The sequence below is a fragment of the Paenibacillus sp. CFBP13512 genome, from assembly GCF_005233705.1.
GTDB classification, from domain to species: Bacteria; Bacillota; Bacilli; order Paenibacillales; family Paenibacillaceae; genus Saccharibacillus; species Saccharibacillus nuruki.
In genome coordinates this window covers 426,406-440,937 of record NZ_QGAD01000003.1, presented here as the reverse complement: position 1 = coordinate 440,937, position 14,532 = coordinate 426,406, and the positions used below count along the sequence as shown (strand labels likewise).

The following is a 14,532-nucleotide window of genomic DNA, read 5'->3' as shown; positions in this document are numbered from 1 at the left end:
ATAACGCTATCTAAAACGAATAAGAAAACAACGTAAAAAAGAGCCGAGGAAGTTATCCATCAGCTCTTTTGTTTAGGATTTTAGTTTAAGATTGTAATGGTCTAGATTCAATCATAATCATGTATTCTGCGCGTTCTTGTATTAACCATGCTCCGTTTTGACGTACATACACGTCATCATATCGAATACTATAATCGGATAGAATATCGACTCCCTGTTCTTCTCGAATGACTTTCATTTGCGAAAATACGATTCCTTCGGCAGTATCTCCGTTCACGGTTACTTTATGCTGTCCATTGATAGTAAAATAACACTTGATCTCATTCACATGGGTCATAAATTCTTTTTCTAATGATTCTGTTCCAGTGATGGTTGAAGTCAATTGACCACCTATATAAATAGTGAATTTCGCATCAGGTGTAAATAAATTCATTTGCTCTGAAATCTTCTTCTCATCAGTTAAAATGGCATAATCATCGACCAAGCTTCTTAATTCGGATACGGCTTCTAAACGTTCTAGTGACATGATGTCACCCTCCTTTAAATGGTATATTTGTTTTGCAGATGTACGTCCTATTGCTTATTATAAGAAGTATTGGAGTACGTTCAATCGTTAATCTAGCGCTTTTTGTAGGATATTCAACAGAAGCCATCGATCTGTTAGATATCTTGGAATGGAGGAATAGACATGAGTACAAAAGTAGATCGAAGAATCGTCAAAACAAAGGATGCTATCTTTCAATCGTTTCTTTCTTTGATTGCGGAAAAGAATTTCGAAGAGATTACAATCAATGAAATTGCTGAGCGAGCTAATGTAAATCGAGGGACGATCTATTTTCATTACACAGATAAATATGATTTACTAGATCGGTGTATCGAGGTCTACTTGAATAAAATGAGTATGGTAAGTACAACCATTGATGCTAATGGAAACACGATCGATCTATTACAATCTTCGTTGCTCCCGATTGTTCATTATTTTGAAGAACACTATACATTCTATGCTTCTATGTTTGCGAATAAAGGGGTTCCTACTTTCCGTCAGCGCTTACTGGATATTGTGATCGAGAATATTAGAATGCATATTAATATGGAAGATGATAATAAACCCTATAATAAAGAATTTATTACTCATTTTATGGCTTCTGCTTTTGTAGGCACGATCGAATGGTGGATTGTCAATCAGATGCCTCAGTCACCTGATGAGATATCTGATCAATTGTGGGGATTATTAAAGCGTAATCAAGTCATTCATTAGCTTCAACTTTGTTACTCCGTTACGTCTCTACGACAAAAAAGAACGACTACCTATATGGAGTCGTTCTTTTTGATGTGATGAGTTATTATTCTAGAGCCCTAGATTTAAGATTCTACAACTCTTTCCAATAGATCGCCTACTTTTTCTGCCATTTCTCTAGGTGAGTAAGGCATCTCATTTTTGATCCACCATTCCACTACGCCAACATAAGCATTAGCTACGAACTCGGCGAGGATTTCCTCATTCTGCCCTTTATTTTTTCCTGTAGTGATATCGATATCTTTTTTGAACTCTTTAATATTATGTTCTACAAATTGATTACGGAAAAAAGAAGCTCCTTCACTCGCTAACATAATCGAAAAGAATAAATAATTTTCTTCTAAGTATTCGATACAATGTACTGTAGATTCGAACCAGTCAAGATCAGCTTCTGTCTCGCAGATCGTAGACATATTCACAATATGCTCCTCAATCATTTTATCCAACAGATCAAATTTATCCAGATAATGAAGATACACTGTAGCACGATTGATATTGGCTCGATCTGCAATATCTTGAATCGTAATACTATCGAATTTCTTTTCTGACATCAGTTCCAAAAGTGCTTTCTTAATCGCTTCTTGGGTGCGCAGTACTCTTCGATCTACTTTAACAATCAGAACTCAACACATCCTTCTCTATATCATTCACAATACACATGCAACACATTGATTATAAATTATAGACAGTTGTCGCAAAAACATCAATTGTAGTCCATTTTATAATACTCTTTCTAATAGGTATACATAAAAAGCTAGTAAAGTGCTTTTTTAAAAAGCAACTCTACTAGCTTCTGTACGTTATCCGATGCTATAACTATGCATGCTGTTAGTATTGATCTTATTCCAATCCTTTTTTAGCATAATCGGTTAACATTTCAACCGTTGCTGGATCAGAGTGAGAGAAGAATGAACTTTTCTCTGTATCTAAAGCGATTAATTTTTCCATATCTTGCGCGCTCAATTCAAAATCAAACACGTTAAAGTTTTGTTCCATTCGTTCTTTGTTAACCGTTTTGGGAATGACGACTATCCCTTGTTGAATCAAAAAGCGTAAGGCAACTTGAGCAGTCGATTTATGATATTGCTCCCCAATTTCTTGTAAAGTAGGATTAGTGAATAGATCATTTTTACCTTCTGCAAAAGGACCCCACGATTCAATCTGTGTATTGTATTTTTTCATAATTTCATTCGCTTGGATTTGTTGGTTAAAAACATGGGTCTCGACTTGATTTACCGCAGGTACTACTTCAGCAAATTTCACCAGATCAATATAGCGGTCAGGATAGAAGTTGCTGACTCCGATCGCTTTGATTTTGCCTGCTTTATAGTACTCTTCCATAGCACGGTAAGTACCATAATAATCATTAAACGGTTGATGGATCAATAGCAGATCTAGATAATCTAATTGAAGCTTGCGAAGAGATTCGTCTATAGAAGCTTTCGCTTTTTCATAACCTGCATTGGAAATCCAGACTTTAGTGGTGATAAATAATTCTTCTCTAGGCACTCCACTCTTCTGAATTGCACGACCAACCGCTTCTTCATTTCTATAAGCTTGAGCAGTATCAATTGAACGATACCCTACACTGATAGCATCCAGTACGCATTGTTCACATTCTGCTTGATCGGGAATTTGATACACACCATATCCCAAAATCGGCATTTTAACTCCATTATTTAATGTTACGTATTCCATATTGATTCACCTCATCTGTTATTTTAAAATTCTATTTTGTACAGTAGTGATTTATAAGATTGTTGTATTATAAACGGTTGAACCACTCATCTTCTACCGGCTCTAGCCAATCGGTTTCTCCTGGAGTCATCGCTAAATGAACAAACCAGCTGTCTTTAGTTGCGCCATGCCAGTGTTTTACATCAGCTGGAATATTCACAACATCACCTGTCTGAAGCGATTGAGCAGGCTGTCCTTCGGCTTGATACCATCCTTTACCACCAGTGACTAATAAGACTTGACCCACATGATGAGAATGCCAGTTATTACGAGCACCCGGAGCGAAGGTTACATTACCAATCGCTGTATTTAAAGGAGTCGCATCTGTAAAGACCATTTGCAAATAAGCATCGCCTACAAAGTTGGCTTTTACTTTTTCACCTAAAGGAAAAATGGTACTGTTTTGTAATTGTTCGTTTTCCATCATCAATCCCTACTTTCTATTTATGGTTCTATATAGTAGTTACAATCAAATACTGCAAACGAATCATCGATCTCGTTATTCTGATTTCTGAGAGGCTTCTTCTACACATCGTAGCGCATTGAGACTACGTGGATACCCGATATAAGGAAGACACTGAGAAATGATCTTAATCAGAAAAGATTTATTCTGACCGAGCCTCATATTAGCGGTCGCATGACTGATTAATTGAGGTTCACAACCTCCTTGTGCAGCTAGAAAGCAAAACGTAATCATTTCTCTTTGCAAATGATCCAAACCTGTTCGAGTATAATAATCGCCAAAGCAATTAGTTGCTAGCCACTCATTAATATGCTGAGTTTCTTCCGCACCTGATTTCCAAAAGTCTTGCATGTGGTCACCAAAAATATCTACCTGTGCTTGAATACCTGATGTTAAACGATTGGCGATAGTAGTAGTTGATTGAGAAGGCAAAGGCAACTCTACACCTTGCGCAGTCAAAATATCATTAGTAGCATGTAAAAACGGTAGAACACGTCCTATGCCGAGATAAGCTACAGACTGATATACAATTTCCTTGACTTCTATAGGAGTGACACCTACATGAAGGGCAGTTGGAAGGATACCTTTGAATTCATCGATTCCCTGGCATCCGATTAATGTAGCGATGATCGCCATCATTCGAGTACGATCATCCAGATCATCTTGATTCACTACTTCATGGTATGCAAAATGTTCAAAGCGCTCCATAAATTCAGGATCTGTTTGCGCTAAAAGTGATAAATTATTTAGGAACATTTTCTCGTGAGCATAATGATTATCCATATATCTACATCCTTTCTTTGTATTGATGTAAGTCATAGTATTTTTCCCCATATGACTATTATGACTCATAAGACCCTTATCCTAATATCCCGATTATCTTAAATGATTGCCTAATTCTCTTAATGCCTTTAGAAGTGAATATTAAGCCCATATAACACAAAAAAAAGCCGCTACATGAGCGACTTTAAATGTATAAATAATTTGTTAATATATAATGTTAACTTTTTAATAAGTCTATAGATACACCTACGATATGCAATAACTTGGCTTTGTCTACAGAAGATCTTCCCATCACGCGTATACCGATCGACACGGTATGCAGATATTCGGCTAGTTCTTTAGCACTCTGTTTGGTAGTGAATTCGCCATCCTGTTGACCCCACAGAATAATCTGTTCAAGCATATCTTCTGTTCCTTTAAATGATTCGATCGACTTGGCATTTACTTCTGCATCGCGGGCAGCCAGTTCTGTTACTGAATTGACTAACAAGCAACCGGATGGCAAATCCTCTTGATCTGTAACCATAAATTGAAAAATAGAATATAATGCTTCTGTTGCCGTTTGGGATGGCTTGATTTCACTTGTGAGATTCGCTTGCACTTTGCCCATATAACGAGTGATCGCTTGCAGAAATAGTGAGTGCTTATCGCCAAATGTATCATATAAACTTCTACGATGAATACCCATACGTGTGACTAGATCACTCATCGATGTTTTCTCATAACCTTGCTCCCAAAACAAAATCATAGCTTTATCTAATACTTCATTAACGTCAAATTCTTTGCTTCTTGACACAAAACTCCCCCCAATACGAAGAATGTAACATATTGAGAACGTTAAGTAAAGAAAGCTTCGAACAGGAAATATATCAATAGATTAACGATCCGATTTTATTGAAATAGTTGTGGATATAGAGCAGGAACTCCTCCAGCAAGCCCTTGTTGCACTTGTTGACTGATAGAATCAGCAATAATCTCGTAAAGATCAGCTTCGATTCCATCAATTGCGATTTTAGCAATGTCTTGTGGAGACGATTTTGGTGCATCCACATGAGTAGTCATATCGGTATCCATAAAGCCTACGTGTAATCCAGCGACTTTAATATTTTTAGGCGCTAATTCAAGACGTAACACATTCGTTAATCCCCATTCAGCAGCTTTGGCAGCAGCATATGCACCTTCTTGACCTGTACTAACCCAAGACAATACAGATAAGATATTTAGGATTGAACCTCCGCCATTTTTTTCAATAACAGGTGCAAATGCACGAATCATCGAAAGGGCTCCGAACGCATGAGTATTAAATTCGATATGAATATCTTCTAAACTGCCTGTTAATAAAGAAGCTCCTGTTGATGACCCTGCATTATTGATAAGCACTGTTGCATCACTTGCGATTTCAGTGGCTGTCATTACAGATTGAGGATTGGTGATATCCAATTGTAATGGAATAGCTCCTGGTAGAACGAAAGATTCTGGATTTCTTGCTCCTGCATATACTTTAGCTCCTCTTGCCAAAAGCTCAAGAGCCAACTGTTTACCCAAACCTCGATTAGCACCACTAACGATAACAACTTGTTTTGAAATATCCATTTTTTCACTACTCCTCATATAGAATGATCGTTCTCAATTTGTCAAAAAAATAATTTCTTACGAATACTTTATGAATAATCTAAAAGTAAACTCTTTCGAGAATGATCGTTCCCGATGAGTAAAGTATAGTTTATTTGAGAACGATCAGTCAACTATTATTTTGAGGTTCTTTTTCTATGCCCTTAAATATAGAAGTTTTATTGTAGTCACGCTTGTATTTCTATTCCATATAAACAAATGAATAACTAAGAATGTAGTTCTACGTAGTTAAATATAAAAAAAGACCGAGCTTCTATAGAGAAGTCACGGTCTTTCTGCACTATTTGCTAAAAGATTACAATTGTACGACACGTCCTGTTTTCTGTGATTCAAAAGCACCCAAAATCACTTTAACGGCACGCAAACCTTCTTCGCCAGAAATTGTAGGAGGTGTATTCGTAGTAATAGACTCTACAAATGCATCAATAACGCCACTTGGAACTTGTTTCTCATTGGTAGACATCATACCTACTTGGTACGTTTCTACTGTTCCATCTGTTAATTCTACAATGACTTCGTTACCTTCCACAGTACCGATCTTCATCACACCATTTTCACACCACAAGATTGTACTGTTGTCTCCGCCTTTGTACTGTGTCCAACTTGCTACCAGTGTTCCGATTGCTCCGCTCTTCATACGTAACAAGCAAGTTGCGTTGTCATCAACTTCTGTACCTTCTTTGTGCAATGTGCCGATAAAGCTAGCAACATCAGCTACTTCATCATTTAATAAGTAACGGATAAAATCGGATTTGTGTACGCCTAGATCGCCCATTGCACCCATAATAGCTTCTTCTTTACGGAAAAACCAGCTATCTGCTCCGTCTACACTCCATGCTTCAGGACCTGGATGTCCGAAAGAGGTACGGAACGTTAGGACTTTACCTAATTTGCCAGAATCCAAAATTTCTTTCGCTTTCACGTGAGGAGGCATTAAGCGCTGGTTATGTCCAACCATCAAATATACATTATTTTTGTGAGCAGCTTCGATCATTTGCTCTGCTTCTTCAATCGAACAAGCCATCGGCTTTTCAACCAATACGTGTTTACCGGCATTAGCCGCTGCAATCGTCATTGGAGCATGCAAATAGTTCGGTGTACATACACTGACTGCATCGATATCTTCGTTAGCCAAAATTTCTTCATAGCTTGCATACGCTTTACCGCCGTATAGTTCAACCATTTCTTGTGCACGTTCAAGGTTAGGATCGGCAAAAGCGACCAATTCGACATGTTGATTTTCTGCATATTCTGGAATATGTCTACGCTGAGCGATAGCTCCGCAACCGAATACAGCTACTTTAATCTTGTTCATAAATAATAGTCTCCTTTTATTGGATATCGATTGGATGTATGTGTACTGATAGATATTGGATTAATTTAAGTAATTTTGTTTAAGCCAGTTATAGCTGTTGGACACGCTTTCAAGAGGTGGATTCTGACACACATCTTGTTCTACGATGAGCCATTGTACGCCTGCTTTACCTGCTTGTTCAATCACTTGTGGCAAGTTTACAATTCCTTGTCCCAATTCTAATGTTTTCATTTGACCCTGCTCATCTTTGTCAAAGTCTTTAAGATGAAGAAGTGGCAAGCGTCCTGCATACTTTTGAATATATTCTAAAGGATCTTGTCCTGCAAACTGTACCCAACACACGTCCATTTCTACTTGTACAGCTTCTGGAGTGGTTTCAGCAAACATACCATCAAATGCGTTCGTGTCTTTGAATGCACCGTGGAATTCAAAATCATGGTTGTGATAACCAAACGTTAATCCTTGTTTGCTTGCTTCTGCACCAAATTGTTGTAACTCTGTAAATAATGCGCCCCATTCCTCACTGCTTTGCGGACGATCTTCTGGCATAATATAAGGACAGATCATATACTGAGCACCGATTACTTTTAAATAATCGATTTCTTTTTGCAAATTATCGCGCATCGATTGTAAAGGAACATGGCTACTGAATCCTTTGAGTCCAAGTTCGTCTAAGAGCGCCTTCATTTCTTCAGCCGGAATATCGCCATAACCTGCAAATTCTACACCTTGATAGCCAAGCTCAGCAACTTTACGTAACGTTCCCGGGAAATCTTTAGCTGTCTCATCACGGAGTGTAAATAATTGCAGACCAATATTTAATGTTGTCATGTCAAAAGCACCTCTTTGGATTATTTTTATTCTATGTGTAAGAGTTATCTTTCATCTATTATTTTAGAACAAGACACGCTAAAATGAACATACACAATATCGTAAAAACATGAACTATTTGCTCAACTTTTAGCTAGGGGGATTATTTTGGACACATCTCTTTTGATCTGTGATCATTCATATCATTACAAAGCATTCAATCATCATATAAAAAGTGGCTTACAACATTACATTTTCCGCTTGCAGACAGAGGGCAGTTGTGAAGCTTTCACCTGTGGAAATCGTTATGTATTAAAAAGTGGCGATTTGCTGTTACTCAAACCGGGAGATGATTATCATCTGGTTGTACAAGAACCGGCTAAAAAAGATGGATTATCTAGCGGAGATTATTACTTGTTCTGTCAAGGCACATGGATTGATGAATGGTGGCAACGCCAACCACGCTCTACTGTATACTCTATTGGAACCGAAAGTAAATTGATCGGATTATGGCACAATCTTTTATTGGAAAAGCGGCGCGGGCTTCCTGAAGAAGATACTGAATTAGAAGATGTACTGTTACGTAGCTTGTGTCTGTATATTGATCGTGCGATTAGCGATACAGTACAAATGAATCGTAAAGGCTCAGCAACTCTTTTGCTAAAGCGGTTTATCGAAGAACATGCTACAGTGACTTTCAAATTAGAAGAAGCCGCCAGATATGCAGGGCTTAGCCTTTCAAGGGCTGTCAAATTATTTAAAGAACATTATGGTAAAACGATGATTCAATATGCGATTGAAATTCGTCTCAAAGCTGCAATTGAGCAAATTCAATATAGCGAAATGACACTTGAACATATTGCAGAGACATGTGGATTTGCCAGTTATTCTTATTTCCACCGTGTGTTCCGTAATCAATTCGGTATGTCTCCTGTAGAATACAGAGCGTCTAACCCTATAATAGAACTCTACAAGGTAGAACAAATGAACGGATAAGGCAGTATGCCTTATCTTCTTTTTTTGAAAGCGTAATCATGCTATGATCAGTCTGTCATATTACTCTGGAAAGGAAACTGTACGATGGTTACGCTGGTGATCCATTCTACATAGGTGGTCTATTATGAAATATAACAATCCTATTATTAAAGGCTTTTACCCTGATCCAAGTGTCTGTAAAGTAGGCGATACGTATTATTTAGCAACCAGTACTTTTCAGTATTTTCCCGGTGTACCGATTTTTGAAAGCCAAGATCTAATCAATTGGAAGCAGATCAGTCACTGTCTAACTCGTACGACTCAAGTGGATCTAGGTGAAGTGAAAAGTTCAGGGGGTGTGTTCGCTCCTACTCTACGTCATTATAAGGGTCGATTCTATATGGTAACGACCAATGACAGCACACGTCAGAACTTTTTTGTCTGGACAGATGATATTTATGGAGAATGGTCTGAGCCTATTGAAGTGGATCAAGGTGGTATTGATCCTGATTTGTATTTTGAAGAAGATCAGACGTATTTTATGAGTAATGGACAAGATGAAAATGGTATTCATGGTGTAGTCCAGTGTCAAATTAATATCACTACAGGTGAAAAGCTAACACCTAGTCGTATGATCTGGCAAGGTTCAGGGGGTCGCTATATTGAAAGTCCACATATGTACAAAATCAACCATTGGTATTATCTGCTCGTAGCTGAAGGCGGTACAGAATATGGTCATATGGCGACCTATGCACGATCAACGTCTGTGTCAGGTCCATTTGAAGCTTATGCACATAATCCCGTCTTAACCAATCGTAATCTAGGGGGTTATGAATTACAGGCTGTGGGTCATGGGGATCTGATCGAAGATAATAATGGGAATTGGTGGTTGTATCATCTGGGATTTCGTCAGATCGGTCAATGGCTGACGTATCATCATCTAGGACGTGAAGTCTTTCTTACGCCGGTGACATTTGATGAAGAAGGTTGGTTTACCGCCGGGCATAATGGGACAACACGGTCTAGCTTTGAGACCGATCGGATATCAAATGATATTATTCAACATGAGCAGCGGATATTCACGTTTGAAAATACGAATTGGAATCTAGATTGGTGTTACCTTCGCTTCCCGCAGACTGAAAACTATCAATTCACTGATCATAGTCTAATGCTAACAGGAACTGATATTACATTGGATCAACCTCTTTCTCCAACCTTTATCGGTCTACGTCAAAAAGATTTCCGTGCAGTGATCACTTGTGATGTGGAGATTACCGATGGAGAAGCAGGCATAACGTTGTATATGGATGAACATCATCATTATGAGTTAGCGATACGTGGGCAACAGGATCACTATGAAGTGATCGAACGTCTCAACACGCAAGATATCAAATCGGTACAGCAAACAGTTGTATTAACAAGTAATAGTGCTTCACTACTTATCAAAGCTGAACCGACCTGTTATCACTTTTTTACTGTTATCGAAGGTGAAGAAATTCTACTAGGAACAGCTCAGACCAAGTATCTGTCTTCAGAAGTTGCCGGAGGATTTACAGGTGTGCTGATTGGATTGTATGCTACTCATCAACAAGCAGGTCATCCCGCTGTATTTTCAAATTTCAAATGTGAATATATCGATTAGGAACGCCTCTATAAGCAAATCTTCTCCAATTGAATACATTTGGACAAAATCAAAGAGTACCGATCTTGAGATTCAAGGATCGGTACTCTTTTTAACTTGTTGGTGATATTAGGAATACATCATTATGGCTTGAGAGGCTTATACATCTGTACCAAATACAAGTCCAGTAGAAGATTTGGCTTGTTCAATTACATTCATTACTTTCTCGCTATGATCAAGCATTTCAGACACTTTGAGCAAATCTTGTTGTTGAATGATCCGTTCGAACTCGACAAATTCATCATACATACGATGAGGATGGTCTTTGACATCTATTCGTACAGCAGGCTTTGAATGGGCAACATAATCGAAATGATCCATGATATTAGTCGAACCTTCAATCGTCATATAACCTTGATCGCCTTGAATATGCGTTTGATTAGGTGCATTCGTATCTTTGGAACCTATACATACACATTTGAAATGATCATAATCCAGTAGCAATATACCTGAGGTGTCGATACCGCGCTCTATATTGGCATGGTAATGTACTGCATGTGGAACTCCAAATAAACCAACCACTAGATGGATATTATACAAATTGATATCCATTAACGCTCCGCCTGACATCGCAGGATTGAACGCGGGTAACATCTCCCCTGCTTTGAACCTGGAGTAACGTGACGAGAATTGAGAATAATTACACTGTACGATTTTGATATCGCCTAGTGTCTTTAATTGCTCTTTGATCGCTATCGTATTTTTGAGATATTGATTAGAGATTGCTTCAACCAGTACCAAATGTTGACGCAAAGCAATTTCTTTAAGTTCTAGCAACTCTTGTAGATTCGATGTAAAAGGTTTCTCACAAATCACATGTTTACCTTGTTCTAATGCTTGCTTGGCATAAGAATAATGCAGATGATTAGGCAGTCCAATATAAACGGTATCTACCTGCTGATCCGCAAGCAATTGATCATATTCTATATACACCTGAGAGATCTGATACTGAACTTGCCACTGGGCTAATTTCTCTTCATGACCTGCTCTCGCACAGATCGCTTGTAGACGAATCGCTGGAATATCTTTAATAAAGCTAAGTACATCTTCAACAATCATTCCTGATCCTACAATCCCTAACTTCATCATATACCCCTCTCTATTCCTTATTCTAATATGTTTATGCTTTTGGATGATTGATGATCGTTCCTCCTATCTGTGCTATTATCGGTGTAGATTGCACAGATAGATTATTGCGTATTGACCATGATCGACTGATTATTCATATAGATGTTTCTTTATTATAAAAGAAGAATCCACAAGATAAAGAAAACAGACACATAACGGGATATTTGACCATTTATTAGCCTACATCACCGTCAATTTCTGAACAAAATGTTCAAGTCATATCCTAAAATGCTATACAATATAAGTATTTTGTAAGAACTGGAGTTGAGTTTTTGAGATTACTTTCACAATTAGCAGAAATGAAACAATTTACGCCGAATGAGCAAAGTATTGCTGCGTATATTTTGACTCATCAAGAACAGATGCTTCATTTGAATATTCAGCAATTAGCCAAAGCTACATATACTTCTCACTCAGCGATCCATCGCTTGACACAGAAGTTGGGATTATCCGGTTTCAAAGAATTCACGATCTGTCTAGCACGCGAATTTCAACAACAGCAAGGACAAGAATCTGAAGTGAATGTGAATTATCCTTTTAATCTGGGCGAATCTTCACTACAGATCGCTAAAGAAATCGCTGATCTAATGAAGAATACGATTGATAAAAATCTGGCTTTAATCGAGGATGAGGTACTTTCACAGACAGCACATTTACTAGATCAAGCGGAACGCATCTTTATTTATGCTCTAGGCGATTCACAGATTCGTGCCAAAAGTTTTCAAAATAAACTATTTAAAATCAATAAGTATGTTGTGATTGCAACTGAACTGTCTGAATGGGCGCATCATACACTGAATGTGACTCCTCGTGATTGTGCACTATTTTTAACGTATCATGGCAATTCACCTAGCTATATCAAAGTGTCTCGCTACTTACAACAGGAACAGATTCCCTGGGTCACGATTACAGCGAATCATCAAGGCGAATTAGCTAGATCCAGTACGATCTGTATTGAGCTTCCTGACGATGAAGTCAAGCTAGCGAAGATCGGCACCTTTTCCTCACAGATTGCACTCGAATATGTACTCAATGTGATCTATGGTTGTATGTACAAAATCGATTATAAACATCATATGAAGAACACCGAAGAATCATTACACAAATTCAATCGTAGTCATATGATCGATGATATCTAAAGGATCACTAGAAAAACCATCTTTCATCTGAATACATTAATATAGTGCGTACACAAAACACCCCTACTCTGCTCTCAAAGTAGGGGTGTTTGTGTTATACATTATTTCGTTTCTTGCATGTATCTTGGAATCATCGTTTCAAAAGAAGGGAATGCGTAGATCAATTTGTCTACCTCTTTAGAGGTTAATCCTAATGTGATAATAGGAGTTAAGCTGTTAATAATCTCAAGTGCTTCCTGACTGTATGCTGTCGCACCTACAAGTTTTTGCTCTTGATCATATACCAGATTCAAATGAGCTTCTGTTTCATTACGACCTGCAAAGTCCCATTGTTTGCCTAGATCAATCGGCTTAATAGTAAGTCCTGTCGCTTCTGCTTCTTCAATCGTTACCCCAATTTGTGCAATCCGTGGCACTGTAAAAGCAATCGTAGCGATCGGTGGATATTCAATAGCTTGAGTCTGAGCACCTAAGAAAGAAGCTGCTAGATATTTCGCTTCAAATACAGCTGTTGGTGTTAGACGTGGTTGTTTTTTATCAAGAATATCTCCGCTTGCGTAAATGCCTTTTTGTGTCGTCTGTAGATACTCATCAACGATAATACCTTTGCTGTTATACTCCACACCAGCTGCTTCAAGATTTAGATTTTCTACATTCGGTACTCGTCCTGTAGCATTAATAACTAATTGAGTCGTTAAGGTTAGACCTTTTTCTGTAGTGATCTGTAATTGCTCTCCTTGTTGTTCCACTTTGCTTAATTTTTCATTGAAATGGAATTGAATTCCGTCTTGTTGCATCTTTGTAAGCAATTTTTGAGCATAAGGTTGATGGAATTCATTCAGAATATGATCGGATGATTGAATCACATGTACAGTCGCTCCTACTTTGACAGCGATAGAAGCCAGCTCCATAGATACATAACCAGCACCTACAAATACAATATGATCTGGAAGATCTTCTAAGTATAAAAATTCATTACTTGTTTTTAAGTACTCTTTGCCCGGAATATCTAGTGGTGTTGGACGTTGACCGCTTGCGATAACAATTTTGTCTGCTGTGTATTCTTGACCATTAACAGCAACTGTTTTTTCATTTACAAACGATGCTTCGCCTTTGATTACTTCAATGCCTGCTTTTTTGAAATTTTCTTCTAACATCACAGGTAATGCATCTAACACTTTATTTTTATGAGCCATTAATTCAGACCAATTGATTTTCATTTCGCTTGTCATACCAATTCCTTTGTATGCTTGAGCATCTTCCATCACTTTGATAGGGCCATCCAAAATAATTTTTGGGTTACAACCGTAGTTTGTACATACGCCTGCAATTTTGTCGCGCTCGATAATAGCTACTTTTTGTCCTGACATACTTAATGGCATTGCCGCATTCCATGCGCCTTGACCACTACCGATAAATAAAACATCAAAGTTACTCATTATATATTCCTCCATTTTCGAATGTTATTGATATATTTGAATATGATTGGTTATCTATACCTTAACCAAAAGCAACCCCAATCAATCGCACACGATTAATTGGGGTTAAATATATTGAGACAGAAAAATAAAA

15 protein-coding genes are annotated in these 14,532 nt (G+C 37.9%); 4 read left to right on the top strand and 11 right to left on the bottom strand.

Going from position 1 to position 14,532, the window contains the following annotated elements:
• Positions 1–85: 85 nt before the first annotated feature.
• Positions 86–526 (bottom strand): nuclear transport factor 2 family protein, encoded by a 441-nt coding sequence (locus tag PaeCFBP13512_RS06390; protein WP_137221970.1) that lies wholly within the window; start codon positions 524–526, stop codon positions 86–88.
• Positions 527–688: 162 nt separating this feature from the next.
• Between PaeCFBP13512_RS06390 and PaeCFBP13512_RS06385 the strand changes: the two genes are divergently transcribed.
• Positions 689–1,258, top strand: coding sequence for a TetR/AcrR family transcriptional regulator (locus PaeCFBP13512_RS06385; protein WP_137221968.1), 570 nt, complete (start codon positions 689–691; stop codon positions 1,256–1,258).
• Positions 1,259–1,362: 104 nt separating this feature from the next.
• On the opposite strand, the gene PaeCFBP13512_RS06380 is transcribed toward PaeCFBP13512_RS06385, so the two are convergent.
• The 8 genes from PaeCFBP13512_RS06380 to PaeCFBP13512_RS06345 form a co-directional block, all read right to left on the bottom strand.
• Positions 1,363–1,914, bottom strand: coding sequence for a TetR/AcrR family transcriptional regulator (locus PaeCFBP13512_RS06380; RefSeq protein WP_137221966.1), 552 nt, complete (start codon positions 1,912–1,914; stop codon positions 1,363–1,365).
• A gap of 223 nt (positions 1,915–2,137) precedes the next feature.
• The gene (locus PaeCFBP13512_RS06375; protein ID WP_137221964.1) at positions 2,138–2,995 is read right to left on the bottom strand and encodes an aldo/keto reductase; all 858 of its coding nucleotides are present in this window, start codon (positions 2,993–2,995) and stop codon (positions 2,138–2,140) included.
• Between the two features lie 67 nt (positions 2,996–3,062).
• Entirely contained in the window at positions 3,063–3,458 is a 396-nt protein-coding gene (locus PaeCFBP13512_RS06370; protein WP_137221962.1) for a cupin domain-containing protein, read from the bottom strand.
• Positions 3,459–3,533: 75 nt separating this feature from the next.
• Positions 3,534–4,280: a carboxymuconolactone decarboxylase family protein gene (locus tag PaeCFBP13512_RS06365; RefSeq protein WP_206665603.1), complete on the bottom strand. Its 747-nt coding sequence runs from the start codon at positions 4,278–4,280 to the stop codon at positions 3,534–3,536.
• A gap of 217 nt (positions 4,281–4,497) precedes the next feature.
• Entirely contained in the window at positions 4,498–5,076 is a 579-nt protein-coding gene (locus tag PaeCFBP13512_RS06360; RefSeq protein ID WP_137221960.1) for a TetR/AcrR family transcriptional regulator, read from the bottom strand.
• Positions 5,077–5,171: 95 nt separating this feature from the next.
• Positions 5,172–5,873 carry an SDR family oxidoreductase gene (locus PaeCFBP13512_RS06355; protein WP_137221958.1) on the bottom strand — a complete coding sequence of 234 codons (702 nt, stop codon included), beginning with the start codon at positions 5,871–5,873 and terminating at the stop codon, positions 5,172–5,174.
• A 334-nt stretch (positions 5,874–6,207) separates the two neighbouring features.
• Positions 6,208–7,227 carry a Gfo/Idh/MocA family protein gene (locus tag PaeCFBP13512_RS06350; protein WP_069328850.1) on the bottom strand — a complete coding sequence of 340 codons (1,020 nt, stop codon included), beginning with the start codon at positions 7,225–7,227 and terminating at the stop codon, positions 6,208–6,210.
• Positions 7,228–7,287: 60 nt separating this feature from the next.
• Positions 7,288–8,058, bottom strand: a complete 771-nt coding sequence (locus tag PaeCFBP13512_RS06345; protein WP_069328849.1) for a sugar phosphate isomerase/epimerase family protein — start codon at positions 8,056–8,058, stop codon at positions 7,288–7,290.
• Between the two features lie 147 nt (positions 8,059–8,205).
• Between PaeCFBP13512_RS06345 and PaeCFBP13512_RS06340 the strand changes: the two genes are divergently transcribed.
• On the top strand, positions 8,206–9,033 hold the full coding sequence (locus tag PaeCFBP13512_RS06340) for an AraC family transcriptional regulator (RefSeq protein ID WP_069328848.1): 828 nt from the start codon (positions 8,206–8,208) through the stop codon (positions 9,031–9,033).
• 124 nt (positions 9,034–9,157) lie between these two features.
• The gene (locus PaeCFBP13512_RS06335) at positions 9,158–10,654 is read left to right on the top strand and encodes a glycoside hydrolase family 43 protein (RefSeq protein ID WP_137221956.1); all 1,497 of its coding nucleotides are present in this window, start codon (positions 9,158–9,160) and stop codon (positions 10,652–10,654) included.
• A gap of 138 nt (positions 10,655–10,792) precedes the next feature.
• Here PaeCFBP13512_RS06335 and PaeCFBP13512_RS06330 read toward each other — a convergent pair whose 3' ends face one another.
• Positions 10,793–11,779, bottom strand: coding sequence for a Gfo/Idh/MocA family protein (locus tag PaeCFBP13512_RS06330; RefSeq protein ID WP_137221954.1), 987 nt, complete (start codon positions 11,777–11,779; stop codon positions 10,793–10,795).
• Between the two features lie 314 nt (positions 11,780–12,093).
• Here PaeCFBP13512_RS06330 and PaeCFBP13512_RS06325 point away from each other — a divergent pair, with 314 nt between their 5' ends.
• On the top strand, positions 12,094–12,960 hold the full coding sequence (locus PaeCFBP13512_RS06325) for a MurR/RpiR family transcriptional regulator (RefSeq protein WP_137221951.1): 867 nt from the start codon (positions 12,094–12,096) through the stop codon (positions 12,958–12,960).
• 101 nt (positions 12,961–13,061) lie between these two features.
• Here the strand turns inward: PaeCFBP13512_RS06325 and PaeCFBP13512_RS06320 are convergent, their stop codons facing one another.
• Positions 13,062–14,399 carry a dihydrolipoyl dehydrogenase family protein gene (locus PaeCFBP13512_RS06320; protein ID WP_161594225.1) on the bottom strand — a complete coding sequence of 446 codons (1,338 nt, stop codon included), beginning with the start codon at positions 14,397–14,399 and terminating at the stop codon, positions 13,062–13,064.
• Between the last annotated feature and the right edge of the window lie 133 nt (positions 14,400–14,532).

Excerpts from the sequence above, each read along its gene's own strand:
- PaeCFBP13512_RS06365 (WP_206665603.1), bottom strand. The coding sequence starts at position 4,280 with ATGGATAATCATTATGCTCACGAGAAAATGTTCCTAAATAATTTATCA.
- PaeCFBP13512_RS06390 (WP_137221970.1), bottom strand. The coding sequence starts at position 526 with ATGTCACTAGAACGTTTAGAAGCCGTATCCGAATTAAGAAGCTTGGTC.
- PaeCFBP13512_RS06350 (WP_069328850.1), bottom strand. The coding sequence starts at position 7,227 with ATGAACAAGATTAAAGTAGCTGTATTCGGTTGCGGAGCTATCGCTCAG.
- PaeCFBP13512_RS06320 (WP_161594225.1), bottom strand. The coding sequence starts at position 14,399 with ATGAGTAACTTTGATGTTTTATTTATCGGTAGTGGTCAAGGCGCATGG.
- PaeCFBP13512_RS06355 (WP_137221958.1), bottom strand. The coding sequence starts at position 5,873 with ATGGATATTTCAAAACAAGTTGTTATCGTTAGTGGTGCTAATCGAGGT.
- PaeCFBP13512_RS06375 (WP_137221964.1), bottom strand. The coding sequence starts at position 2,995 with ATGGAATACGTAACATTAAATAATGGAGTTAAAATGCCGATTTTGGGA.
- PaeCFBP13512_RS06330 (WP_137221954.1), bottom strand. The coding sequence starts at position 11,779 with ATGAAGTTAGGGATTGTAGGATCAGGAATGATTGTTGAAGATGTACTT.
- PaeCFBP13512_RS06385 (WP_137221968.1), top strand. The coding sequence starts at position 689 with ATGAGTACAAAAGTAGATCGAAGAATCGTCAAAACAAAGGATGCTATC.
- PaeCFBP13512_RS06370 (WP_137221962.1), bottom strand. The coding sequence starts at position 3,458 with ATGGAAAACGAACAATTACAAAACAGTACCATTTTTCCTTTAGGTGAA.
- PaeCFBP13512_RS06335 (WP_137221956.1), top strand. The coding sequence starts at position 9,158 with ATGAAATATAACAATCCTATTATTAAAGGCTTTTACCCTGATCCAAGT.
- PaeCFBP13512_RS06345 (WP_069328849.1), bottom strand. The coding sequence starts at position 8,058 with ATGACAACATTAAATATTGGTCTGCAATTATTTACACTCCGTGATGAG.